General features: G+C 72.9%; 21 protein-coding genes. 14 read left to right on the forward strand and 7 right to left on the reverse strand.

What is annotated here, in order from left to right:
* Positions 1-106 precede the first annotated feature (106 nt).
* Positions 107-775, reverse strand: a complete 669-nt coding sequence (locus tag VF202_14665; GenBank protein HEX7041356.1) for a Type 1 glutamine amidotransferase-like domain-containing protein — start codon at positions 773-775, stop codon at positions 107-109.
* Between the two features lie 134 nt (positions 776-909).
* Here VF202_14665 and gdhA point away from each other — a divergent pair, with 134 nt between their 5' ends.
* Entirely contained in the window at positions 910-2,268 is a 1,359-nt protein-coding gene (gene gdhA, locus VF202_14670) for an NADP-specific glutamate dehydrogenase (protein HEX7041357.1), read from the forward strand.
* A gap of 7 nt (positions 2,269-2,275) precedes the next feature.
* On the opposite strand, the gene VF202_14675 is transcribed toward gdhA, so the two are convergent.
* Both VF202_14675 and thpR read right to left on the reverse strand, forming a co-directional pair.
* Positions 2,276-2,710: a DUF4143 domain-containing protein gene (locus VF202_14675; protein HEX7041358.1), complete on the reverse strand. Its 435-nt coding sequence runs from the start codon at positions 2,708-2,710 to the stop codon at positions 2,276-2,278.
* A gap of 589 nt (positions 2,711-3,299) precedes the next feature.
* A complete protein-coding gene (thpR, locus tag VF202_14680) occupies positions 3,300-3,857 on the reverse strand; it encodes an RNA 2',3'-cyclic phosphodiesterase (GenBank protein ID HEX7041359.1) in 558 nt (185 codons plus the stop codon).
* Between the two features lie 231 nt (positions 3,858-4,088).
* Here thpR and VF202_14685 point away from each other — a divergent pair, with 231 nt between their 5' ends.
* The 9 genes from VF202_14685 to VF202_14725 all read left to right on the forward strand — a co-directional run bounded on the left by VF202_14685 (position 4,089) and on the right by VF202_14725 (position 14,129).
* Entirely contained in the window at positions 4,089-5,420 is a 1,332-nt protein-coding gene (locus VF202_14685) for an extracellular solute-binding protein (GenBank protein ID HEX7041360.1), read from the forward strand.
* Positions 5,421-5,488: 68 nt separating this feature from the next.
* Positions 5,489-6,409, forward strand: a complete 921-nt coding sequence (locus VF202_14690) for a sugar ABC transporter permease (protein ID HEX7041361.1) — start codon at positions 5,489-5,491, stop codon at positions 6,407-6,409.
* 126 nt (positions 6,410-6,535) lie between these two features.
* Positions 6,536-7,357, forward strand: a complete 822-nt coding sequence (locus VF202_14695) for a carbohydrate ABC transporter permease (protein HEX7041362.1) — start codon at positions 6,536-6,538, stop codon at positions 7,355-7,357.
* A gap of 142 nt (positions 7,358-7,499) precedes the next feature.
* On the forward strand, positions 7,500-8,516 hold the full coding sequence (locus VF202_14700; GenBank protein ID HEX7041363.1) for a hypothetical protein: 1,017 nt from the start codon (positions 7,500-7,502) through the stop codon (positions 8,514-8,516).
* Positions 8,507-9,748, forward strand: a complete 1,242-nt coding sequence (locus tag VF202_14705; protein ID HEX7041364.1) for a nucleotidyltransferase family protein — start codon at positions 8,507-8,509, stop codon at positions 9,746-9,748. The genes VF202_14700 and VF202_14705 overlap by 10 nt, the downstream gene beginning before the upstream one ends.
* Before the next feature lie 6 nt (positions 9,749-9,754).
* Positions 9,755-10,903, forward strand: coding sequence for a glycosyltransferase family 4 protein (locus tag VF202_14710; protein HEX7041365.1), 1,149 nt, complete (start codon positions 9,755-9,757; stop codon positions 10,901-10,903).
* On the forward strand, positions 10,900-12,168 hold the full coding sequence (locus tag VF202_14715) for a glycosyltransferase family 4 protein (GenBank protein ID HEX7041366.1): 1,269 nt from the start codon (positions 10,900-10,902) through the stop codon (positions 12,166-12,168). The genes VF202_14710 and VF202_14715 overlap by 4 nt, the downstream gene beginning before the upstream one ends.
* A 95-nt stretch (positions 12,169-12,263) precedes the next feature.
* Positions 12,264-13,427 (forward strand): hypothetical protein, encoded by a 1,164-nt coding sequence (locus VF202_14720; protein ID HEX7041367.1) that lies wholly within the window; start codon positions 12,264-12,266, stop codon positions 13,425-13,427.
* Positions 13,428-13,451: 24 nt separating this feature from the next.
* A complete protein-coding gene (locus VF202_14725) occupies positions 13,452-14,129 on the forward strand; it encodes a hypothetical protein (GenBank protein HEX7041368.1) in 678 nt (225 codons plus the stop codon).
* A 130-nt stretch (positions 14,130-14,259) separates the two neighbouring features.
* On the opposite strand, the gene VF202_14730 is transcribed toward VF202_14725, so the two are convergent.
* Positions 14,260-16,431: an MMPL family transporter gene (locus VF202_14730; protein ID HEX7041369.1), complete on the reverse strand. Its 2,172-nt coding sequence runs from the start codon at positions 16,429-16,431 to the stop codon at positions 14,260-14,262.
* 209 nt (positions 16,432-16,640) lie between these two features.
* Here VF202_14730 and VF202_14735 point away from each other — a divergent pair, with 209 nt between their 5' ends.
* The 4 genes from VF202_14735 (at position 16,641) to VF202_14750 (ending at position 21,018) form a co-directional block, all read left to right on the forward strand.
* Complete coding sequence (locus tag VF202_14735; protein HEX7041370.1) at positions 16,641-18,173, forward strand: ABC transporter substrate-binding protein; 1,533 nt, start codon at positions 16,641-16,643, stop codon at positions 18,171-18,173.
* Positions 18,174-18,297: 124 nt separating this feature from the next.
* Positions 18,298-19,299 (forward strand): ABC transporter permease, encoded by a 1,002-nt coding sequence (locus tag VF202_14740; protein HEX7041371.1) that lies wholly within the window; start codon positions 18,298-18,300, stop codon positions 19,297-19,299.
* A 67-nt stretch (positions 19,300-19,366) separates the two neighbouring features.
* Positions 19,367-20,269 (forward strand): ABC transporter permease, encoded by a 903-nt coding sequence (locus tag VF202_14745; GenBank protein ID HEX7041372.1) that lies wholly within the window; start codon positions 19,367-19,369, stop codon positions 20,267-20,269.
* On the forward strand, positions 20,269-21,018 hold the full coding sequence (locus VF202_14750) for a gamma-glutamyl-gamma-aminobutyrate hydrolase family protein (GenBank protein ID HEX7041373.1): 750 nt from the start codon (positions 20,269-20,271) through the stop codon (positions 21,016-21,018). The genes VF202_14745 and VF202_14750 overlap by 1 nt, the downstream gene beginning before the upstream one ends.
* A gap of 65 nt (positions 21,019-21,083) precedes the next feature.
* Here VF202_14750 and VF202_14755 read toward each other — a convergent pair whose 3' ends face one another.
* The 3 genes from VF202_14755 to VF202_14765 are packed head-to-tail and all read right to left on the reverse strand — an operon-like array spanning position 21,084 to position 23,739.
* Positions 21,084-21,956 (reverse strand): MurR/RpiR family transcriptional regulator, encoded by an 873-nt coding sequence (locus VF202_14755; GenBank protein HEX7041374.1) that lies wholly within the window; start codon positions 21,954-21,956, stop codon positions 21,084-21,086.
* Positions 21,953-22,327 (reverse strand): DUF4387 domain-containing protein, encoded by a 375-nt coding sequence (locus tag VF202_14760; protein ID HEX7041375.1) that lies wholly within the window; start codon positions 22,325-22,327, stop codon positions 21,953-21,955. Before VF202_14760 ends, VF202_14755 begins: the two co-directional genes overlap by 4 nt.
* Positions 22,324-23,739, reverse strand: coding sequence for an acyclic terpene utilization AtuA family protein (locus VF202_14765; protein ID HEX7041376.1), 1,416 nt, complete (start codon positions 23,737-23,739; stop codon positions 22,324-22,326). The genes VF202_14760 and VF202_14765 overlap by 4 nt, the downstream gene beginning before the upstream one ends.
* Between the last annotated feature and the right edge of the window lie 135 nt (positions 23,740-23,874).

A 23,874-nucleotide genomic window follows, 5' to 3' on the forward strand; every position in this document is an offset into this window, starting at 1 on the left:
CATACGGCTTCAGGACCACCGGATCGAGGTGGACGCTGTCGGCCTCGGCTGGCGTCACCGGCCCAGGATAAAGCCGTTGCCGCCACGGTTCCGAGGTGGCGGGGCCCTACGCCTCGAAGTACTGCCAGTGCCCCTCGGATACCACCTCCACCTGGCCGTCCACGACCTTGAACGCGGTGTCGTCGTCCACGGCGTAGGCGGGGTTCCCGAGCTTCGCCGCCCACTTCTCGGCGGCGGCCATCGTGTTCGTCGGGAGGTCCGGATGGTCGACGTGGGGGAAGATCGAGAAGTCGACGAGCCCCAGCGCGGCGTCGCTGTCGTCGGGTGGCTGCCAACCCATGAACTCCCGACCTATGCGCGGCGTCATGACCATGCTGCCGGCGCTCAGGCCCACCCACACCTTGTCCTCCAGCGCAGACAGCATCGCCGCCAGGCCCGACTCGCGCATCCAGTGGGCGAGGTAGAGGGCGTCGCCACCGTTCACCAGCAGAACGTCGGCGGCGTGGACCCAAGGCGTCCACCGGTCCGGATCGATGCTGGGGAGGGCGGTCAGCTCGAGGACCCCCACGGACCTCCACCCCAGCTCGACCATCGGTGTCGTGGACTGCCCCGTCAGGAAGCTGTACGCGCCGGTGGGCTTGACCATGGGGTGTCCGTAGCCGGCGGTGGGGATGGCGAGGGCGTCGCACTCGGCGATCGGCTTCCCCAGGAGGTCCACCAGGGCCGCGTGGATGCTGGGGTTCTTGACGCCGGCGGACGTGAGCAGCAGCTTCATGGGTGGCCTCCAGGTTCGGTGCAGGGCATCACCATACCTGGGCGACAGGCGTCGCCTCGGCCCGCGCCTCGCGTGGTCCTACGCCCGCCGTCCAGGGACAAGTGTCCCGCCGCGCAAGACTTATGTTCTGCCCCATGCCGAGCGCCACGCTGGACAGCAGCGACGCCCTGCGGGAGATCTTCGCCCGCATCGAGCGCCGCAACCAGGGGGAGCGCGACTTCCTGCAGGCCGTCGACGAGGTGCTCAGCAGCCTCGGGCCGCTGGTCGCGAAGCATCCCGAGTACCTGGAGGACAAGCTCATAGACCGCATCTGCGAGCCGGAGCGGCAGGTCATCTTCCGCGTGCCGTGGGTGGACGACCAGGGCCAGGTGCACGTGAACCGCGGCTTCCGCATCCAGTTCAACAGCGCGCTGGGGCCGTACAAGGGCGGGCTCCGCTTCCACCCCACCGTGACGCTCGACACCGTGAAGTTCCTGGCCTTCGAGCAGATCTTCAAGAACGCCCTCACCGGCATGCCCATCGGAGCGGGGAAGGGCGGCAGCGACTTCGACCCCAAGGGCAGGAGCGAGCACGAGGTCATGCGCTTCTGCCAGAGCTTCATGACCGAGCTGCACCGGCACCTGGGCGAGTACACCGACGTGCCGGCGGGCGACATCGGCGTGGGCGAGCGCGAGATCGGCTACCTGTTCGGCCAGTACAAGCGCATGACGAACCGCTACGAGGCGGGCGTGCTCACGGGCAAGGGCCTCGACTGGAGCGGGTCGCGCGTGCGCAAGGAGGCCACCGGGTACGGCTGCGTGTACTTCGCCGAGGAGATGATGGCGGCGCGCGGCGAGTCGCTGGATGGTCGCACCTGCGTGGTGAGCGGCTCGGGGAACGTGGCCATCTACACGGTCGAGAAGCTGCAGCAGCTAGGCGCGAGGGTCGTGGCCTGCAGCGACTCGGGAGGGCGCGTCTACGACCCGGACGGCATCGACCTCGACCTCCTCAAGGAGCTGAAGGAGGTGCGTCGCCGGCGCATCTCCGACTACGTCGAGCACAGGCCGCGCGCCGACTACAAGGCCGGCGGCACCGTCTGGGAGGTGCCTTGCGAGGTGGCGTTCCCCAGCGCCACCCAGAACGAGCTGAACGGCGCGGACGCCGAGAGGCTCATCGCGAACGGCGTCGTGGCCGTCGCCGAGGGCGCGAACATGCCCTGCACGCCCGACGCCGTGAGGGCGTTCCAGCGCGCCGGCGTGGCCTTCGGGCCGGGCAAGGCCGCGAACGCGGGCGGCGTGGCGACCTCGGCCCTGGAGATGCAGCAGAACGCCAGCCGCGACCGCTGGAGCTTCGACAAGACGGACCAGCGCCTGCGGGACATCATGAGGAGCATCCACCGTCGCTGCCGCGAGGCCGCCGAGGAGTTCGGCCGGCCGGACGACTACGTGCTGGGCGCGAACATCGCGGGTTTCCGGAAGGTGGCGCGGGCGACGCGGGCGCTGGGGATCGTCTGACCACCTGTCAGCCCACCACCTCGCCGGCGTGCAGCAGCCTGAGGAACGTGGCGACGGGCAGCACGCGCACGCCATCCACGCGGAGCTCCTCGTCTCCGCGGTACACGACGTGCGCCTCCGGCACGGGCTTCGCGGTCCGCAGCGAGCGGATCCCGTGGAGGAACTCGAGTCGGTACCGGCGCGCGGCCTTGACCTCGATTGCCACCATCCGGTCGCCTCGCCACCAGACGATGTCGACCACGGTGCCGTGCGGCGTGGCCCAGTAACCGGGCGAGCCCTTCGAGTTCGAGTAGTGCAGGTACGCGCGCATCTCGTTCAGCACCAGGTGCTCGAGCAACACGCCGTCCCAGTCGGCGGGCATGGGCTGCTCGAACGCGCCGGCGGCCGCGTTCAGGACCCCGCTGTCGAACCAGTAGAACTTCGGGAGGGCGACCTCCTTCACCTTCGCCCTCGGCCCTTATCTCCTCGGCCAGGTAGGTGGTCACGTAGGCGCTGAGGAAGTCCTCCCGCTCCTCATCGGACCGGGCGAGGACGCTGAGGGGCAAGCCGCCGTAGTGCATGAGGTCGTCGACAGGCACGGAGAAGTCCAGCTCGGCCGCCGTGAGGGGGAAGAGCCTGCGGACCACGGCGCGTCCGGCGAGCAGGTTCACGCCGCCGCGTCTGAGCCGCCTGGCGGAGGAGCCGGTGAGCGCGAAGCGCCTGTAGCCTTCCTCCTCCATCAGGAAGTGGACCTCGTCGAGGAGCTGCGGAACCCGCTGGACCTCGTCCAGGACGATCCAGTCGCTGCGAGGCCTGGCGGTCACCAAGCCGCGGAGTAGGCCGGGCTCGCGCGTGAACCTCACGACCTCCTCTTGGTTGAGAAGGCTCAGGTGCAACGCGGCCGGGAAGTGCTCCCTCAGCCACGTGCTCTTGCCGGTCCCGCGCGGGCCGAACAGGAAGAAGGCTCGATCGGGTGGCCGGAGCGTGCGTGGAGACTTCGACGCCATTTTCACCGTAGATCTGGCGTCGAGGTCTACAGGCAGTCGGAGGTACTACTCGACGACCCTTCGTGGGCTGTCCAGCGCGGCCACCGACCTCACCTCGTAGCGCGGACCCGCCGGGCCGAGGTGGCTCTCGTAGAGGCGCACCTCCGCGGCGCGCCAGCGGCCGAAGAGCCGTGCCCGGTCGAGGCCGTCGGGCAGCGGCCGGGGCACCCGCGAGCGCGCCAGCGTGACGTGAGGGTGGAAGGGCCGTTCGTCCACCTCGAAGCCCTCGCCCCGCAGCGCCTTGGTGAGGGCGGCGTGGAGCCCGGCGAGCTCGCGCAGGTCGCCGCCCACGCCCGCCCACAGCACTCGGGCCCGGCGCTGGTCGGGGAACGCGCCCACGCCGGCGGCAGAGAGGTCCAGCGCCCGTACGCCCGCAGCGCTCAGGCGCAGCGCCCGCTCCGCGGACGGCACGACCTCCTCGTCGACCTCGCCCAGGAACGCGAGCGTGAGGTGCATGGCGTCGGGCCTCACCCACCGCCAGTCGCCGAGGCCCGGGCGCTCGTATCTGGCGAGCTCGGTCACCACGTCATCGGCGATCGGCAAGGCGATGAAGAGCCGTGGCATGGCTCCCCATCATGTGCCACCGCCGCATGCGGCACCGCGAGCCAGGGGTGGACCGGTCGTCCGCGGCTCGCCCGCCGCGGGACGGAGCGGCAAGTGCCTCGCTCGCCGAGGGGCCGCGCGGCTACCCTCCGTTCATAGGGCTTGGCCCCGAGCCGGGGATTGCACTAGCTTGTGGTCCTGTTGCCCTGAACGTGCGCCGGGGCACATGCCCGCAGATCGGGGAGGTGGGAGATGCCGTTGGCTCGAACCCGCTGCCTCGTCCTGGTGCTGGTGCTGCTCGGCCTGGCCGAGCGCGGGGGAGTCCTGGCGCAGGGACAGCAGGCGCAGCCCGTCACGTTGACGGTCATGGTAGGCATGACGCCGCAGGAGCTCGACAGCTTCAGGCCGGCGTTGGCGGCCGTCGACGAGGCACATCCCGAGTTCGTCGTGGAGCTCGAGCCGGTCCCCCAGGGAGCGTTCGCGGAGCGCGTGAACGCGCGCCTCGCCGCGGGCACGCTGCCCGACCTCGTGCGCATCGAGGGTCTCTCGGCGCAGCGCTGGATCAGGCGGGACGCGTTCCTCGCTCTGGACTCGCTGCCGGGCTTCGACGCGGCCGTCCTCGACGACTACTTCCCCGGCGTGCTCGAGCCGTTCCGCTGGCAGGGCGCCTTGTGGGCGCTGCCCGACACCGCCTCGCCCGACGTGCTGTTCTACGACAAGGCCGCGTTCGACGAGGCCGGCCTCGCGTACCCCACCGACGACTGGACGTTCGAGGACATGCGCGAGGCGGCCATCGCCCTCACGCGCGACGCCGAGGGACGCTCGCCCCGCGACCCCGCCTTCGACCCCGACCGCATCGTGCGCTGGGGCTGGAACGGTTCTCTCACCCACATGTGGCAGCGTCACCTGGTGCAGGCGTTCGGGGCCGACTGGTGCGCCGACGAGCTGTGCACGACGTTCGACGCCACCGACCCAGACGTCGTCGCGGCGGCGCGGTGGTGGGCCGACCTCGTGCAGGTCGACCACGCCGGCCTCTACGACCCCTACTCGGGCGGCCAGACGGGAGTCCCCGGCGACCCGTTCCTGTCGGGCGCCGCGGCCATGGGCTACAACGGCTTCTTCGCGGTGGGGCAGCTCAACGACGTCGGCGGCATCGACTACGACGTCGCTCAGCCGCTCCTCGGCGTGGACGGCCAGCGGCACACGCCGCTCAGCACGAACGGCTACGCCATCGCGGCCACGAGCCCCCACCCGACCGAGGCGCTGGCGCTGCTGAGCGAGCTGACCGCGACGGGCTTCCTCGCCGAGACGTGGGGTCGCCCTGGTCACGCGGTGCCGGCCAGGCGCAGCGCCGCCGGGTCGATCGTCGACCCGAGCCGCGCCCCCGCCAACCAGGAGGCCATCCTCGCCGCGATGGAGTACGCCACGGTGTTCAGGCCGTTCACGCCGAGCGCCTTCGAGGCGTACGGGCTGACCGCGGACCTCTTCGCGCGGACGATGCGCGGCGAGGTGCCCGTCGAGGAGGGCCTGGCCGAGATCGAGCGCGTGCTGAACGACGCCCTGGCGGCCGACCGCCAGCCGTGATCGCTCGGCGCGTGAGGCGGCGGGCCGACCCCGACGGGCCTCCGCTGGGCCCGGTCTACCAGGCGCAGGTGCGCAGGCCGACCGGGCGCGCGGCGGCGCCCCGCCTCAGCCGAGTCGCCAGGGGGCGCGAGAGGTGGTTCTACCTGCTCGTCTCGCCCTGGCTGCTGGGCCTCGTGCTCTTCGAGGCCGGGCCGCTGCTGGCGGTGGTGGCGATGTCGTTCCTCGACTGGCCTCTGCCCCGGCCGCCGCGCTTCGTTGGTCTCGAGAACCTGGAGGCCCTGGGCCGCGACCCGCTGTTCGGCCGCAGCCTGCTGAACACCGCCTACTACGCCGCCGGCGTGGTGCCGCTCGGCCTGGCGCTGGGCCTGGCGCTGGCCGTGCTGCTGCGCCGGCCGCGTCGCGGCGTGCGCCTCTTCCGCACGCTCGTGTTCCTGCCGGCCGTGCTCTCAGGCGTGGCGATGGCGCTGCTGTGGAGCTGGGTGTTCAACCCGCGCTTCGGGCTCGTCAACAGGCTGCTCGCGCTGGTCGGCGTCACCGGCCCCGGCTGGCTGCACAGCGAGTCGTGGGCGATGCCCACGCTGATCCTGCTGGGCCTGTGGGGCGCGGGCGTGAACATGGTCGTCTACCTCGCCGCGCTCGACGCGGTGCCGCGCGAGCTGCACGAGGCCGCGGCGCTGGACGGCGCCGGTCCCTGGGGACGCTTCCGCCACGTGAGCTGGCCGCTTCTCACGCCGGTGACCTTCTACCTGGCGGTCGTGAACGTCGTGGGCGCCTTCCAGGTCTTCACGCCCACCTACCTGCTCACCGGCGGCGGGCCGGACCACGCCACTCTCACCCTGCCGCTCTACCTTTACCAGAACGCGTTCACCTACGGCCGGCTCGGCTACGCCGCCGCCCTGGCGCTGGCCCTGCTGGCCTTCGTCGGGCTGCTCACCGTGGCGCAGTTCCGCGTCTTCGCGCGGCGGGTCTTCTACCTGGGCGCCGGCTGAGGGAGGCTGCGGGCTGATGGGGAAAGGCTCGGCTGGTCGAGGGGACGTGACCGCGTGGCGGCTCTGCCTGTCGCCTGGCTCGGGCCAAGTGGGACGGCCGGGTCTGATGCGGAGCGCCGTCTGCTGATGGGAAGGCTCAGGCCCGCTCTCGTCTACACCGGGATCGCGCTGGCGGTGCTGCCCTTCGCCCTGCCCCTGCTGTGGGTGGTGGTGACCGCCTTCCGGCCCGCGCCCGAGCTGTTCCAGACGCCCGCGAGCTGGCTGCCCGGGCGCCTGACGCTCGAGAACCTCGTCGAGGCCTGGCGACTCCTCGACTTCCGCCGCTTCCTGCTCAACTCCGCCCTGGTCGCCGGCCTGACGGTCGCGGGCACGGTGATGTCGTCGTCGCTCGTCGGCTACGCGTTCGCTACGCTGCCGGCCCGCGGCAGGGGCGTGCTGTTCGCGCTGCTGCTGGCCACGGCGATGCTCCCCGCCGCCGTCACGCTCCTGCCGAGGTTCCTGCTCTTCAGCAGCCTCGGCTGGGTGGGCACCTACCTGCCCCTCGTGGTGCCGCACTTCCTCGGCAGCCCCTTCTACGTCTTCCTGTTCCGCCAGTTCTTCCGTGGGCTGCCGCGGGAGCTGTTCGACTGCGCCGAGCTCGACGGCTGCGACCCCCTGCGCACCTACTGGCACGTGGCGCTGCCGCTGGCGCGTCCGGCGGTCGCCGTGGTGGCCGTGTTCGCCGCCATCGGCTCCTACAACGAGTTCCTCGAGCCGCTCGTCTACCTCACCAGGGAGTCGACGTTCACGATGTCGCTGGGCCTGTCGTTCTTCCAGGGCCTCTACGGCACCCAGCTCCAGTACATGGTCCCCATGTCGCTCGTCGCGCTGCTCCCCGTGGCGGTGGCGTTCTTCGCCGCGCAGGGCGTCTTCCGGCGCGGCGTCGTGCTGGCGGGAGGGCGTCCGTGACCCGTGCGACAGCCCTAGGGGCGGCCGGCCCGGCACGCGGGCCGTGCATGGCCCCCGCCGCCGCCCCAACGGCGGCCGTCCCGGCACCCGCGTCGTGCCTGGCTGCCTGCCTCGAGCCCGCGACGACGGGGAGGCGGCCCTGATGGTCCGCCGCGACGCCCCGCCGCACGCCGGTCGCCGCGCCAGGGCGCTGCCGCCCGACGCGATGCTCGAGCAGCGCGAGCCGACGCACGCCCGCACGTTCCGCCTGGCCGGCGAGGCGCTGCTGTTCGAGTGCGACGACGAGCGCGTGATGGAGCTGGCCGCGGAGCTGTTCTCCCGCTGCGGGCCACCTCCGGTCGGCGGCGAGCCGCTGCGGCTGCGCGTGGTCACGCACGCCCCCGACTCGCCGGCGCCCCTGGCGGCGAGGCCCGTGTTCCGCACCCAGGCCCACCTCTTCACCGTCGTCCTGGGAGCGCACGACAGCGCCGCCGCCGACGTCCTGAGCGGCCAGGCCTTCGCCGCCGTGACGCCGCGGCTCGTCGCGGACGGTCCGCGCCTGCAGCAGCAGGTGATCGCGGCGCTGGCGCTGGCGATGCTGGGGCCGGGCCGTGGCTACGTGCCGTTCCACTGCGCCTGCCTCTTCAAGGGCGACCGCGGCGTGCTGCTGCACGGGCCCTCGGGCGCGGGCAAGTCGACCCTCGCCTACGCCGCCGCGCGGCGCGGCTACCGGGTCGTCTCCGACGACTCCGTGCACGTCGGCGGCGACGGCGAGGCCCGCACGTGGGGCCTGCCGTGGCAGCTCCAGCTCCTGCCCGAGGCCGAGCGGTTCTTCCCCGAGCTGGCCCGGCTCGAGCCGCGGCTGCAGGCGAACGGGGAGCACAAGCTCGACCTCGACCTGGAGAGCCTGTTCCCCGGCAGCGTGGGGGCGTCCGGCCCGGTGGGCCCGTCTCTCGTGCTGGCGAGGCGGCCGGGCGGCACTGTCATCGAGCGCCTGCCTGACGCCGAGGCCAAGGCGCTGGTCGAGCCGGCGTGGCCGTGGCAGGTCGGGTGGACCGAGCGGCACGAGGCGCTGCTGGAGGGGCTCCTCGAGCGGGGCGTCTACCGCTTCGCCAGCGGCTCCGAGCCAGACGCGATGGTCGACGCCCTCGACGCCTTCATGGAGGGGCCTTGGGACTGACGGCCCGGGTCGACGGGCGCGCCTCCGCCGAAGCGGCGGCCGCGTCCGGCTGGGCGAGTGCTCCCGCCGCGGAGCGGCTGCGGGTCGCGCGGGCGCTGGTGCCCGTCGTGCTCGGCTGGCTGCGGGAGGGGGACCCCGCCGCGCTCTACGGCGCCCTGGCGGAGATGCCGCCGGACTGGCACCCCGCGCTGCGACGCCTGCTCACCACGCAGGGCCTGGCACCCTTGGTCGCCGACGTGGCAGCAGCGGGTAGTGGCCCGAGCGTCGAGCGCGCCGCCGCGTCCGAGACCGCCGGTTGGCTCGCGACGCAGCTCGAGCAGAACCGCGCCCGCATGGGGGCGTTCGCCGAGGACCTCGGCGCCATCCTGGCGGGCGCCGCCGCCGCCGGCGTGCCGGTCATGCCCCTCAAGGGCGGGCTCCTGGCCTTCACCCGCTACCGCGAGCCCGGCCTGCGCCCGATGGCGGACCTCGACCTGCTCGTCCACGCCGCCGACGAGCCGGGCCTCCACGAAGTCCTCGCGCGCCTCGGCTACGCGCCCGTCGACGCGGCCGTGGCGAGGCACCGCACCTTCGGCCGGCCGGGCGAGAGGGTCGTCGCGCTCGACGGCACTCACCCGGGCAACCCGCGGACGGTGGAGGTCCACACCCGGCTGCAGAAGACGGTGTGGCTGGACCGCGGCGGCGTGGACCTGGCGCCCTCGCTCTGGTCCCATGCTCGCGAGGACGAGGTCCTGGGCCAGCCTGCCGTCGTCCCGTCCGACGCCGCGCTCCTCGACGACCTGGCCTCGCACGCGACCCTGCACCTGGTGCGCGGCGGCGGGATGCTCCTACATTGGCTCGACGTCGCCCGGGTCGCGGCGGGTGTCGGGAGTATCGACGAGGCGCTCTCGGCCTGGACCTACCCCGCCTTGGCGTTGGCCGCCCGCGCGTTCCCCGGCCGCGACCTCTCTGCCAAGGTGGAGGCGCTCGAGCCGCGCGTGGGGAGCGCCCTCGCCCGCCTCGCAGCGCGGGCGCCGTTGGACGACCGGTCGGGCCTCAACCTGGCCGGCGTCGACATCAACGCGCTGCCGTGGCTGGCGTCGCACTGGCTGCGGTGGCGGCCGAACCCCTGGCTGGCTGGCGTGGCGTACCCCCACCTGCCGGCGCCGGTCGCCTACGCCGCCTACCTCGCGGGGGTCGGGGTCAGGGCGGCGCGCAAGGCGGTGCAGCACGCGCTGCGACGCGGCGGGTGAAGGGAGGTGGAGGCGCCTCGGGTCGCCCTGCTGAACCTCGCGCACGACCCGGGCGTGCGCGAGCCGGAGAGCACGCTGCAGGCGTTCCCGGTCCTGACCGAGTTCGCCTCGGGCCTGAGCCGGGCGGGGGCAGCGGTGATCGTCGTCCAACGGCACGCCAGCCGCGCCGAGCTGGCGAGAGACGGCGTGAGCTACGTGTTCGTGGGCGGAGCCGGGCGCGGGCGGCCTCGTTCCGTCGACGCCTGCCTGCCCGTCCTGCGGCGCGTCGCCGGGCTGCGTCCCGACGTCGTGCACGTGCACGGCCTGGTGTTCCCGCTGCCGGTGCGCGCGCTGAGGCGCCTGCTGCCGGAGGCCGCCCTGGTCGTGCAGCACCACGGCGAGGGTCCGTGGCTGGGATGGCGTGGGGCGCTGCAGCGCTGGGGTCTCGCCGCCGCGGACGGGTTCATGTTCACGGCGCGCGGGCTGGCCGAGCCGTGGCGAGCGCGCGGCGTGGTCGGCCCGGCCCAGCCGGTGTTCGAGGTCATGGAGGGGTCCACGGGCCTCGTGCCGGTGCCGCGCGACCAGGCGAGGGGCCGCGTGCCGCTGCCCGGCCGGCCGGCTCTCCTCTGGGTGGGGCGCCTGCATCCGGTCAAGGACCCGCTGACGCTCCTCGAGGGCCTCGAGCTCCTGCTCCACGACTGCCCCGAGGCGCACCTGACGATGGTCTTCGGGGAGGCCGATCAGCTCGGCGAGGTCGAGGCCCGCCTGCGCGCGAGCCGCCGCCTGCGCGACGCGACCACGTTGGTGGGGAGGGTGCCGCACGGCGAGCTGGCCTGGTACTACGCCAGCGCCGACTACTACGTCGCGGCCAGTCGCCGGGAGGGCTCGGGCTTCGCGCTGGCCGAGGCGCTCGGGTCGGGGCTCGTCCCCATCGTCACGGACATCCCGTCGTTCGCGTGGATGACGGACGGCGGACGCCTCGGAGGCCTGTGGCGCCCCGGCGACGCGGCCGACTTCGCGCGCGTGGCCCGCGCCGTGCTCGCCAGACCCCGCGAGGAGCTCTCGCGCGCCGCCGTCGAGCAGTACCGGCGCCGCCTCTCGACCGAGGCGATCGGGCGCGATGCGCTCGCGGTCTACAGGTCGGTGCTGGAGCGTCGCGGGAGCAGGGGTCGGTGACGGCGCGTCCGCCGGAGGGCCCCGACCGCCTCCGCGTGGCACTGGTGGTGCCGGGCGGCGTCGACGAGAGCGGGGAGCGCCGCGTGATCCCGGTCCTCCTCGCGTTCATCGAGCGCCTGTCGCGGCGGCACGAGGTGCGGGTGTACGCCCTGGGCCAGTACGAGGAGCCTCGCGAGTACGGCCTGCTGGGCGCACGGGTCGTCAACCTCGGGCGACCGCGGAGCCTGCGGGCGCTGCCGGGTCGTACCCTGCTCTGGCACTACCTGGCGCTAGGGCGGGCGCTCGGGCGTTGGCGGCCCGACGTCGCCCACGCGTTCTGGGGCACCGACACCGGGTGGCTCGCGACCGCCGTGGCCGGCCGGCTCGGCGCCCCCTCGGTCGTGAGCCTCGCCGGCGGCGAGCTCGTGGGGCTGCCGGAGATCGGCTACGGCGCCCAGCTCTCGCGCCGCACGCGCTTCCTCGTGGCCGGCGCGCTGCGGCGCGCCACCGTGGTCACGTGCGCGAGCGGGCCGATGCTGGAGGCGGTGAAGGCTCATGGCCGCGTCGCGCACCGCGTGACGCTCGGGGTGCCGCTGCCGGACGCCAGCCGGGCCGCGCCGACACGAGGAGCGATCCGCACGGCGCCTGGGGCGCCGTTGCCCCACGCTCCCGAGGTCAGTCGGCCGACGGAGGGAGCGTCCCGCCACGCGCCGCCGCGCCTCCTGTTCGTCGGGACCCTGAACCGGGTCAAGGACCCGTTCACGCTGCTCGCGGCCATGCGGCTGATCGTCGACGACGAGCCGACGGCCCGCCTCGACGTCGTCGGCGAGGACATCCTGGGCGGCGCCGTGCAGCGCCGGGCGGCGGAGCTGGGCCTCGGCGCCAACGTGACCTTCCACGGCTTCCTGACGCAGGCGGAGCTGGCGCCCCTCTACCGGGACGCCGACCTGCTGCTCGTCACGTCGCGCCACGAGGCCGGTCAGGTGGTCTCGCTGGAGGCGGCGGGCTGGGGCGTGCCGAGCGTCGGCTCGCACGTCGGCCACATGGTGGACGGCGCCGGCGTCTGGGCCGAGACCGTCCCGCCGGGCGACGCGCCGGCCCTGGCCGCTGCCGTCCTGTCCCTGCTCCGCGACCCGGAGCGCCGCGCGAGGCTGGGCCGGGCCGCTCGCGAGTGGGCGCGGACGAACGACGCTGACGCCACGGCCGCGCGCTTCGAGGAGCTTTACGCGGAGCTGGTCGGCGCGCATCGCCGCGGAACCGGAGGAACGGGACGCAGGGGCTGGTGAGACCGGCGCTTGCACCCATCGCCCCTCACGGATACGATTTCACCAGCTAGTGATTCACTACTTGGTGAATCACTCTGCGGCGAGACGGAGCGGCCATGGCTAGCGAGCAGCAGAACCCCTTCCGGATTGGCGAGCACGTCTCCGGCTACTCGTTCGCCGACCGCGAGGAGGAGGTCGCGCGCGTCCGCGCGGCGATGCTCTCGGCCTCGTCGCTGCTCGTCTACGGTCCGCGGCGCATGGGCAAGAGCTCGACGATCTTCAACGCCGCCGAGTCGGCGCGCAGCTCGCGGCCGAAGCCGATCGTCGTCACGGCCGACGTCGCCACCGCCACGAACCTCTTCGACGTCTCGGCGCGGCTGCTGCGCTCCCTCTACCTCGAGACGCGCTGGCTGAAGCTGCGCCTCGAGGACCTCCTAGGCGGCCTCGCCCCCCGGGTGACGGTGAAGATCGACGAGCACGGCGGCCCGCCGGCCATCACGTTCGGCATCGACCGGCGCACGGCCAGCGAGGAGGAGCGCCGGCGGGCGTTCGAGGGCGTGTTCGAGCGGCTCAGCTCGGTACGCGAGGGCACCCGCCGACCCGTCGCCGTCGTGCTCGACGAGTTCCAGGCGGTCCGCACGTTCGCCGGCGAGAGCTCGGAGTGGCACCTGCGCGACGTCATGCAGCGCCACGGCGACCTGGCGTTCGTCTGCGCGGGCTCGCAGGAGTCGCTGATCCACGGGATGATCGGCCCCGACCGCGCGTTCTACAAGATGTTCGACCTGCTGCACCTCGGGCCCATCGACGAGGACGTGTTCGCCGACTGGATCGAGGAGCGTCTGGCGCGCGGCAGCGGCGTGGCGCCGGGGGTCGGGCGCGAGGTAGTGCGCCTGGCCGGTCCGCGCACGCAGGACGTGGTCCAGGTCGCCCGCCAGCTCTACTTCCGCGGTCTCGCGGCGGGACGCCGCGTCGAGGTGCCCGACGTGCGGGCGTCGTTCGACGAGGTCGTGCGCAGCGAGACGCCGCTGCTGCGCAGCATCTGGAGCGAGCTCTCGGCGCAGCAGCAGGACGTGCTGCGCGTCGTGGCCCTCGGCGCCGAGCGGCTCTACTCGGCCGAGGTGCGCGACCAGTACGGTCTGCCGGGTGCCTCCTCGGTGCACAAGGCCGTCGAGACGCTCGTGGCGCGCGGCCTGCTGGTGCGACAGGACGAGGGGGTCGCCTTCGACAGCCCGTTCTTCAGGCGCTGGGTGCGCAGCGAGGTGGCGTCCGACCTCGGCTGAGGTCGGCGCGCCCGAGGAGGCCCGTTGAGCCGCTGGGAGACCATCGACACGGCCACCCTGCCCGGCGGCGACGTCATGACGCTGAGCCGGCGCGGCGACGAGTACGCGATCCGCGTGGCGAACGTCGAGCTGATGAACAGCCGCCAGCACGGCTCGGAGGAGGGCCTGGCGACGCTGGCGGTCGCGAGGCTCGCCGTCAAAGGCCGCGCCGAGGTCCTTGTCGGCGGGCTGGGCATGGGCTTCACCCTACGGGCCGTGCTCGACGCGCTGCCGACCACCGCCAGGGTCACGGTGGCCGAGCTGGTGCCCGAGGTCGTCGACTGGAACCGCGCGCACCTCGGCCACCTGGCGGGCGAGCCGCTGGCCGACCCGCGCGTGAGGCTCGTCGTGGGCGACGTAGCCGACGTGCTGCGGAGCGGCGGCGCCCGCTTCGACATGGTCCTCCTCGACACCGACAACGGGCCTGAGGGCACCACGCAGGAGGGCAACGAGCGGCTCTACGCGGCCGCCGGCCTGCGCTCGCTGCACCGCGCCCTGCGGCCCGGCGGGGTGCTGGGCGTGTGGTCGGCGTTCCCCAGCGAGTCGTTCACGAAGCGCCTCGCCGGGGCGGGGTTCGAGGTCGAGGTGAAGCGCGTGCGCTCCCGCGGCAGCAAGGGCCACAGGCACGTGATCTGGCTGGCGCGGAAAGGCCGCGGGCCCTAGGCGCGGAAGGGGCGAGGGCGCCAGGCACGGCAGGGCCAGGGGGGCTAGGCGCGGGAGGGCCGAGGGCGCTTGGGCGCGGAAGGGCCGCGGGTGCCAGCCGCAGAGGGGCGGGGGACGCCAGCCGCCCCGCTCACTCCTCCATGCGCGCCAGCCGCGAGGGCCACCAGATGGCCCGGCCCACGTCCAGCGCCAGCGCCGGCACGAGCAGGGAGCGCACGACGAAGGTGTCGAGCAGGACGCCGAAGGCGACGATGAACGCCAGCTGCGCGAGGAAGAGGATGGGGATCACGGCCAGGGCGGCGAAGGTGGCGGCCAGCACCAGGCCTGCCGAGGTGATCACGCCGCCGGTGACGGCGAGGCCGCGCAGGACGCCCCGCCGCGTGCCCAGCCGCAGCGCCTCCTCGCGCACCCGCGTCATGAGGAAGATGTTGTAGTCGATGCCCAGGGCCACGAGGAACACGAAGCCGTAGAGAGGCACCGCCGGGTCGGCGCCGGGGAAGCCGAGCAGGCCGTCGAAGACGAGCGCGGCCACGCCCATCGTCGCGCCGAAGGACAGCACGGTCGTGAGGATCAGCAGCACGGGCGCCAGCACCGACCGCAGTAGGACCATGAGGATCAGCGTGATCACGGCGAGGACGACCGGGATGATCAGCGTGCGGTCGCGTATGGAAGCCCGGACCGTGTCGATGGCCGTGGCCGTGGCGCCCCCGACGGACGCGTCGCCCTGGAGCGCCGAGGCCAGGTCCGCCCGCAGCCGGCTGACGGTGGCCAGCGCGTCACCGGAGTCGGGCGCGTCCTCCAGCGTGCCCTGGAGCAGTACGTACCCGTCCACCACGGTCGGCTCGGCCGGCGGGGCGCCGGGGCGTCCGGCGGCCAGCCCGTCCTCGCCGACGGCCACCGTGCCGCTGAAGGAGCCCGCGGACGTCACCGCCACGCGCGCGATCCCGGGCGCGTCGAGCATCACGTCGGCGGCGGCCTGCATCTCCTCGGCCGGCGCCAGCACGTAGACGGGGCTGCCCGAGCCGCCGGGGAAGTGCTGTGCCAGCAGGCGCTGGCCGGTGAGCGCCTCCGAGCCGCCGAGGACCAGCTCGGACTGCGGCACGCCGCTCGCCCGTAGCTGGGTGACGCCCACCGTGGCGAGCGCCAGCGCGGCGGCGGTGACCAGCCACACCGAGCGCGGCCGCCGCGCGATGCCTGACGCCAGGCGAGCCCACCAGCCCGCCGGCTCAACGGCACTCCCCAGCTCCGGCCGGTACGCCGGGCGGCGCGGCCAGAACGCCGCTCGACCCAGCGCGTAGAGGACCGCGGGGAGGAACGTGAGGGCCGAGAGCATCGCGAGCAGGATGCCGATGGCCGTCACCGGCCCCAGTGACGAGTTCGAGCGCAGGTCGCTGAGCAGCAGGCAGAGGAGGCCGGCGATGACCGTGCCTCCCGACGCGAGGATCGGCTCCACGGAGCCCCGCACCGCGCGCCGGATCGCCGTCAGGGGCTCTGCGGCGTGGCGGAGCTCCTCCCTGTAGCGCGCCACCAGCAGCAGCGAGTAGTCGGTCGCGGCGCCGATGACGAGGATGAAGAGTATCCCCTGCGTCTGGCCGCTGAGGAGCAGGACACCGGCCCGCGCCAGCCACCACACCGCTAGCAGCGCGGCGCACAGCGCGAAGAGGCTGGCGGACAGCACCGCCAGCGGCAGGAAGACGGAGCGGTAGACGAGCAGCAAGATGCCCGCCACCGCCACCAGGGCCACGACGAGCAGCAGGCCGTCGATGCCGCCGAAGGCCTCGACGAGCGCGGCGCTGAAGCCGGCGGGTCCCGTCACGTGGACGCTCACGCCGGGCGGCAGGCCGCTGGAGAGCTCGCCGCTGAGGCTCGCCACGTGGGCGGCCAGCTCGTCGTCGGCGACGATGGGGACGAACGCCTGCGCCGCCAGCCCGTCCTCCGAGGGGATCGCCGGCGAGGTGCCGCCCGCCACCCCCTCGAGCGACGCCGCGGCGGTCAGGCGGTCGCCGATGGCGGCCAGGTCGTCGGGCGTCAGGGGAGCGTCGGAGGCGAACACGACGACGGCGGGCACCGAGCCCGTCCCGACGAACCCCCCGAGACGCCTCTGGACCGTCGTGGCCTCGGCCGAGTCGGGCAGGTAGGCGGTGGGGTCGTTGCTCGACACCTCGTCCACCCGCCCGAAGTACGGCCCGCCGACGCCGGCGACGGCGAGCCAGGCCGCGATGACCAGGCCGGGCACGAGGATCCTTGGCCAACGCGGCCGCTCCGCCGCAGCGGTGCCGGGAACCGTTCTCGTAGCGCTCACGCCCACCAGTCTGCCGGTGCCAGGTGAGCCGAGGGCTTCGAGGCTTCCCGTGTCCACGCCGACCCCGGGCGCGTTGACAACGTTTGTTGCAGAGGCTTATTGTTCTACAACAGTCCGTGTAACGACCGTTGGTCTGTGAGGGCTCCGGCAGGGGCGTCTCGTACGTCCCCAAGTCTCTCGACGCCGCCTCGGGCGGTAGGAGGTGCGGGATGGGTCAGCGCTCGACGCTGCTCCGCAAGGTACTCACGGTTCTGCTCGTGCTCGGTGGGGCCTCCACCGGCGCCCTGGCGCAGCAGACGCTCTCGTTCACGCTCGACACGACGGAGAACCGTGCCCCAGAGGCCCAGGCCATCGCGGCCATGCTCGCCGAGATCGGGGTGGACGCCCAGGTGCGGGTCTGGCAGTCGGCCGTGCTCGTGGAGGAGATGCAGGCCGGCAACCGCTCGGCCTCGACGGGTGACTGGGGCTCGGCCTACTTCGACCCCTTCGACCTCGGGATCCCCAAGTTCGGCACCCAGGCGAGGGGCAACCGCTCCTTCTACTCGAACCCCGACGTCGACGAGGCCTTCCGCATCGCCTCCACCACCCTCGACGACGAGGCCCGCCGGCAGGCGTACTTCGACGCCCAGCGCATGATCTTCGAGGACGCCCCGTGGATCTTCGGGTACGTCCTGGAGAACATCGAGGCCGCCAGCGACGCGGTGCAGGGCTGGCAGCCCGCCGCCGACAACAGCGAGAGCATGCACGAGGTCTCCGTACAGGGCTCGGACACACTGGTCGTGGGCATGCGCACCGACAACCTGCTCACGTTCGACCCCGCCATGTACCGCAGCCGCGACACCGAGGCCGTGCTGCGCAACATCTTCGACTCCCTCGTGGGCGCCACGCCCGAGGGCCAGGTCGTGCCCATGCTCGCCCGTGAGTGGCGCGCCGTGGACGACACGACCTTCGAGTTCGACCTCGTCGAGGGCGTCACGTTCTCGAACGGCGAGCCCCTCACCGCCGAGGACGTCGTGTTCACCTTCGAGCGCATCATCACCGAGGGCGGCGTGGACGGTCAGACGAGCCCGCGCGCCGGCCTGCTCGGCCCCATCGACAGCGTCGAGGCCGTCGACGACCACACGGTCCGGTTCCACTACCGGGAGACCTTCCCGCAAGGGCTGCTCGAGCAGGCCCTGGTCCACTTCCAGATCGTCCCCAAGGACTACATGGAAGAGGTTGGCGTCGCCGGCTTCACGCAGCAGCCCATAGGGAGCGGGCCGTTCGTGTACGTGGGCGGCAGCCTCGATTCCCAGGTGACGCTGCAGCGGAACGAGAGCTACTGGCAGGGCCCGCCGCCGCTCCAGACGCTCGTCTTCCGCATGATGCCGGAGCCCTCCACGCGCGTGGCCGCGCTCCTCTCCGGCGAGGTCCAGATCATCCAGGAGGTGCCGGGCGACCTCGTCGACCGCATCGACTCGGCGCCTGGCGTGTCGGTCCACACCGCCCCCGGCACGCGCGCATACTTCATCGAGCTGAACGTCTCCAAGCCGCCCTTCGACGACGTCCGCGTGCGGCAGGCCCTCAACTACGCCATCGACTGGGAGAACATCCTCGAGAACATCTACCGCGGCCGCGGCCAGAGGCTCTCGACGGGCTTCCTGCCCTCCGGCTTCGGCTACGACCCGGACCTCCAGCCGTACCCGTACGACCCGGACCGCGCCCGCGAGCTCCTCAGGGAGGCCGGTTACGCCGTCCGCTGAGCTCGCCTGCCCGGCGCGCCGCTAGGCACGGCGTCCTGTGCCGTTGCCCGCCACACACGAGGTGGCGGGCAACGGCTAACCTCGGGCGCGTAGCGCAGTAGCCTCTATCTGGCAAGGACCGGATTTGACCAAGGTCATCAAGCGCCTGGCCGCCGCGATCCCGGTGGCACTCGGGGTGGCGATCGTCGCCTTCCTGTTCCTGCGCTTCCTGCCCGGCGACCCCGTCGAGATCATGCTCGGCGACACGAACGTCGGCCAGCAGCAGATCGACGCCCTGCGCCGCGAGATGAACCTCGACAGGCCGCTGCTCGAGCAGCTCGGCCTGTTCCTCGGCGGGGTGGTGAGGGGCGACCTCGGCTACAGCATCGTCAAGAACCAGCCCGTGGCACGGCTGATCATCGAGACGCTGCCCGCCACTATCGAACTGACGGCCTTCACCATCCTCTTCGCCCTCGTCATCGCGCTGCCCGTAGGCATCGTCAGCGCGCTGCGGGCCGGCTCGCCGCTGGACCGGCTGGTGCTGGGCAGCACCCTCGTGGGCGTGAGCATGCCCGCCTTCTGGTTCGGGCTGCTGCTGATCCTGCTCTTCTCCGTCGAGCTGGGCGTGCTGCCCACGTCCGGCCGCATCGCCGCCGCCACGTTCGTGCCGGAGCGAACGGGCTTCATGCTCGTCGACACCCTCCTGGCCGGCGATTTGCGCGCCTTCGGCGACGCGCTCAGACACCTCGTGCTGCCCGCGGTCACCCTGGGCGTCGTGTTCTCGGTCGTCCTCGCGCGCGTGGTGCGCAGCTCGATGGTCGAGGTCATGGGCCGCGACTACGTCACGACCGCGCGGTCGAAGGGCCTGCGCGAGCGCACCGTCGTCATCAAGCACGCCCTGCGCAACGCGCTCATCCCCGCACTCACCGTCACCGGCCTCCAGATCGGCGAGCTGCTGGGCGGGAACATGATCGTCGAGACGATCTTCTCCTGGCCCGGCCTGGGCCGGCTCGTCGTGAGCTCGATCTTCGCGCGCGACTACGTGGTCGTGCAGGCGGCCGTGATGCTCTACGCCCTCACCTACGTGGGCGTGAACCTCGTCGTGGACGTGCTCTACACCTACCTGAACCCGAGGATCGCCCTGTGAGCCGGCGGTCCTCGGGTCCCGAGGTCTGTGCCGCCGCGCCGGCGGACCGAAGGCGGGGCGCCGCGAAGTGAAGAGCGCCGTCGCCAGGCTCGGTCCGGCCGCGGCGGGCGGGCGCATGACCGGTCCACTGCCCCAGTTCCTGCTGGCCGCGCGCCGGGTGCTGCGTTCGCCCGTGGGCGCCGCGAGCGCGGCCGTCGTGCTCGCCTTCGTGGTCGTCGCGGTGCTCGCGCCCGCGATAGTGCCGCACCCCCCCGACGCGACGGACCTCGGCGCCAGGCTGAGGCCGCCCTCGGCCGAGCACCGCTTCGGCACCGACGGCCTGGGACGCGACATCCTCAGCCGCGTCATCTACGGCGCGCGCGTCAGCCTCCTCGTCGGCGCGCTCACCGTGGCCATCACGGCGACCTTCGGCACCGTGCTGGGCGTGCTCGGCGGGTTCTACCGCGGCACCTTCGACGCCGTCAGCGGACGCCTCACCGAGCTGCTGCTGGCGTTCCCCTACCTGATCTTCGCCATCGGCATGATGGCCTTCCTGGGCCCGGGCTTCGCGAACCTCGTGCTGGCCCTCTCGCTCAAGGGCTGGGTGGAGTTCTACAGGCTGGCCCGCGGCGAGACCCTCGACCAGGCCGGGCGCGAGTACGTGGAGGCCTCGCGGGCCCTGGGGCAGAGCAGCCTCCGCACCCTGTTCCGCGAGGTGCTGCCCAACGTTCTGCCGCCTGTCCTCGTCCTCGCGACCCTCCGCGTCGGCTACTTCATGGTGCTCGAGGCCTCGCTGTCGTTCCTCGGCGTGGGCATCCCGCCCACGATCCCGGCGTGGGGCTCGATGATCGCCGAGGGCCGCAACGTGCTGTTCATAGCCTGGTGGGTGAGCACGCTGCCCGGCATCGCGCTGCTCGTGCTGGTACTGGCCATCAACCTCCTCGGCGACAGGCTCCAGGAGGCGTTCGACCCGAAGAGGAGGAACCGCTAGTGGCACGGAGGCCCAGGGTCGGCATCACGGTGCACCTCGGCACGGTCCGCAGGCAGGGGCGCGAGGAGGAGCGCTTCGAGCTCGCCGCGCGCTACGCGCAGGCCGTGAGGGACGCGGGGGGCGCGCCGCTGCTCGTGCCCACGGACTCGCCGGCGGCGGTCGAGGAGACGCTGGACGCGCTCGACGGGCTGCTGCTGAGCGGCGGCGGCAGCCTCCCCGCCAGGTACTTCGAGGAGAACCCGGATCCGAGCCTGCGCCAGACGAACCCGGTGCGCTACGACGTGGAGGTGGCGCTGGTGCGGGCGGCGTGGTCGCGGGGCATGCCGCTCATGGGCATCTGCCGCGGTCACCAGACGATCGCCGAGGCGTTGGGCGGCGAGCTCATCCGCGACGTGCGCCGCGACGGACGACCGGAGCACTACCAGGAGGAGGCCCCCACCGTGCGCACGCACCCGCTGGCCGTCGAGGAGGGCTCGCGCCTGGCGCGGCTCGTGGGCCGCGAGACGCGGGTGAACAGCTTCCACCGGCAGGCCGTCAGCAGGCCTCCGAGCGGGTGGCGGGTCGCGGCGCGCTCGCCCGACGGCCTCGTGGAAGCCATCGAGGCCGAGAGCGGCTTCGGGGCCGGCTGCCAGTTCCACCCCGAGTGGCAGTGCGACGAGCCGGGCTTCGCCGCGCTGTTCGCCGAGTTCGTGGCGGCGTGCGCGGGGTTCGCGGTCGCGCGGGACCCAGCGGCGGCACCCGCGGGCTGACGTCCGGGGGTCCGTCGGTCCACGGGCCCGACCCGGCCTGCTGGTCGAGGCTGGCCCCATGCGCGCTACTGGTTGAAGCGGCTCCAGGCGCGCTCGGCTGCGGCCAGTCGCTCCTGGGCGCCGGGCAGCATCCTCTCGACTAGCGTGAGCAGCGCGTGGCTCACCGACACCAGCGCCGTGTACGAGTCGAGCACGCCCGTGCTGGCGACGAACGCGCGCAGCACGGGGATCCCGTCGGGAACGTCGCGGCCCGGGCTGGCGTCGGTGAGGACCGTGGCGGGCACGCCGTTGTCCGTGAGGTGGTTCAGGGTCCTCTGCACCTCGGCGGAGTGCCGCCTGAGCGAGACGACGAGGACGAAGTCGTGAGGGGTGAGGTCGAAGATGCGGTCGATGCTTATGCCGCCAGGCGCCGGCGCGCACTCGACCAGGTCGCGCATCGTGCGCAGCACGAGGCTTATGTGCAGCGCCAGGGGGTACGAGAAGCGTCGCCCGAAGACCAGCACGCGGCGCGCCTCTGCCATGCGGCGCGCCGTCGCCTCGAGGGTGGGGACGTCGAGGCCCGAGTAGCTCCGCTGCAGGTTGAGCAGCTCGCGCTGGTACAGGTCCTGGAGCGTGAGGTCCTCGCCGTGGACGGGCTCGGTGAGGACGAGGTCGGCGTGCGCGCCCACGGTCTGCAGGTACGCGGCCCGCGCGCTCTCCTGCAGCTCGGGGTAGCCCTCGAAGCCGATCTTCTGGGCGAACCTCACGATCGTGGAGCGGTGGACGCCCACCTCGTCGGCGAGCTGGCTGCTGGACGCGTACCCCCACCTGTCGAGGTGCTCGACCATGTGCGCGGCGAGCCGCTGCTCCTGGGCCGTCAGCGACTGCGCCGCGGCCTCGAGCCGCGCGAACAGCTCGCCGCTCGCCGTGGCCGCGGCGCGCCCGCCCGTGACGCTCATCCCTCCGAGACTACAGGAACCTCGATGCCGAGCAGCGGGGCGTACTGCTGCGCGCCGAAGATGTCGCTGTCACCGGGGCTGCCGCTGGGGCGGGACCGCAGGATCGTGAACTTGATGGCGTAGGCGGGGTCGAAGGTCACGAAGTCCGTGATGCGCCCCTCGCTGATGCCGAAGAGCCTGGCGACCGACTCGCGGCTCAGGACTCCGGAGCGCTTGACCAGCTCGTAGTCCTCGCGCTCCCGGAAGATCACGTCGAAGGTGATGCGGTCCACGCCGGCGTTCTTGCTGCGGATCGTCTTGGCGAGGTCGGCCAGGCGCCTCGTCGCCGCGCGCGGGCCGGGGGCGGGGGCGTCCGCGGCGTCTCCGGTCACGGCGCCACCTGGGCGGGACGGCGCTCGAGGTCCTCGGCCCCCGTGACCTCGGTGGTGTGGAGCTCGAACAGCTCGAGCGGGTCGTCGACGCGCAGCGTGTGGTTCAGCGTCCACCTGTAGGCGGGGCTGACGCGCACGACCTCGTCGAGGGGGAAGGCCACGCCGCCGGCGGTGCCCTTCACGTCGGGCAGGCGCGCGTAGAACATCTGCCTGGTGCCGGCGAGAGTCACCTCGGCGGCCATCTCTGCGGTCGGCGCCACGCCGAAGACCAGGATGCCCAGCTCGTGAGCGGGCCTGTCGCGCAGGGGCTCCAGCTCGCCCATGACGCCGTCCCTGCCGTACACCTGGTAGTGGAGCTCGTAGCCGCCCACCTCGGGCGTGCCGAAGCGCTCCTCCACCTGCCGCCTCGCCCAGCCGATGACGTCGTCGATGCGCGCGATCGTGTAGGGGTCGCGCACGCCGGCGAAGCCCATGTAGCGCTCGCCGACCCTGCCCGCGCCCTCGAGCTTCACGCGCAGCTCCTCGGCCGGCACGAACCGCGGGCCCGTGACGCGTGTGGTCTTCTCGTCGTACTGCTCGTAGACGCAGCCGCTCATGTCGAGCATCCCGCCCGCGAAGTGCTCGTAGTAGGGGTTCGAGCGCTCGTACATGGCGTGGCCCGCCACCGAGGCCGGCGTGCAGCGCTGGTAGGGGCTCATCGCCGTGACCTTCACGTCCTCGTGGCTCACCTCGCCGATCACGGTCTCCTTGCCGGCGTAGGGCTCGGCGTTGAACGACGCGCACTCCAGGACCTTGCCCAGGTAGTAGCTGAGCGCCTCGGGGAACCCGGCGCGGATGGCGGGCGCCGCGAAGATCGCCGCGTCGGAGCTGCGCCCGCCGACGATCACCTCGGCGCCGCGCTCGAGGAGCGCGATGTATGGGTGCACGCCCGCGACGGCCACGATGCGGTCCGTGGCCTCCAGCTCCTCCGGGGTGAGCGGTCCGCGTCCGTCGAGGCCCGCCACGGTCTCGCCGGCGGCCATCCTGGCGCGGACCTCCTCCTTGGGCACCTCGGAGTAGAAGTAGCCCAGCCGGAACGGAGGGAGGCCGTGCTCGCGCGCGATGTCGCGGATCATCCCCACGAACATGTCCACGCGGCTGTTCGTGCCCGTGTCGCCGGCCGAGCCGATGATCATCGGCACCCCCAGCCCCCGCGCCGCCAGCAGCATCCTCTCGAGGTCGTGACGCTGCCACTCCGCGGGCGACGTGGAGGTGTCGGTGCCGAGGGGCACCGGGCCGATGTCGTCCGAGCCGGAGTCGGCCAGGATGAAGTCCGGCCTGGTGGCGACACCCAGCTCGAAGCTCTCTACCTTCAACGGTGCGAAGCCGAGGTGCCCGTTCGGGCACAGGAACCGCAGCGTCGATCTGCCCATCACGCGTCCCTCCGAGACGTCTCGTCACCGGCCGGAGGGCGGCGGCCCCGCTGGCTCGCTCCGGTCGGGGTCACGACGCCTGCCCAACTGGTGTTGCAGGTATCTCTGACGTGACAGCAATTGTTGCACAAACCG

The sequence above is a fragment of the Trueperaceae bacterium genome, assembly GCA_036381035.1.
Taxonomy (GTDB): domain Bacteria; phylum Deinococcota; class Deinococci; order Deinococcales; family Trueperaceae; genus DASRWD01.

Bases quoted from the DNA above. Each gene is read 5' to 3' on its own strand.
- VF202_14665 (HEX7041356.1), bottom strand. From the start codon at position 775: ATGAAGCTGCTGCTCACGTCCGCCGGCGTCAAGAACCCCAGCATCCAC.
- gdhA (HEX7041357.1), top strand. From the start codon at position 910: ATGCCGAGCGCCACGCTGGACAGCAGCGACGCCCTGCGGGAGATCTTC.
- thpR (HEX7041359.1), bottom strand. From the start codon at position 3,857: ATGCCACGGCTCTTCATCGCCTTGCCGATCGCCGATGACGTGGTGACC.
- VF202_14685 (HEX7041360.1), top strand. From the start codon at position 4,089: ATGCCGTTGGCTCGAACCCGCTGCCTCGTCCTGGTGCTGGTGCTGCTC.
- VF202_14695 (HEX7041362.1), top strand. From the start codon at position 6,536: ATGGGAAGGCTCAGGCCCGCTCTCGTCTACACCGGGATCGCGCTGGCG.
- VF202_14700 (HEX7041363.1), top strand. From the start codon at position 7,500: ATGGTCCGCCGCGACGCCCCGCCGCACGCCGGTCGCCGCGCCAGGGCG.
- VF202_14720 (HEX7041367.1), top strand. From the start codon at position 12,264: ATGGCTAGCGAGCAGCAGAACCCCTTCCGGATTGGCGAGCACGTCTCC.
- VF202_14735 (HEX7041370.1), top strand. From the start codon at position 16,641: ATGGGTCAGCGCTCGACGCTGCTCCGCAAGGTACTCACGGTTCTGCTC.
- VF202_14755 (HEX7041374.1), bottom strand. From the start codon at position 21,956: ATGAGCGTCACGGGCGGGCGCGCCGCGGCCACGGCGAGCGGCGAGCTG.
- VF202_14765 (HEX7041376.1), bottom strand. From the start codon at position 23,739: ATGGGCAGATCGACGCTGCGGTTCCTGTGCCCGAACGGGCACCTCGGC.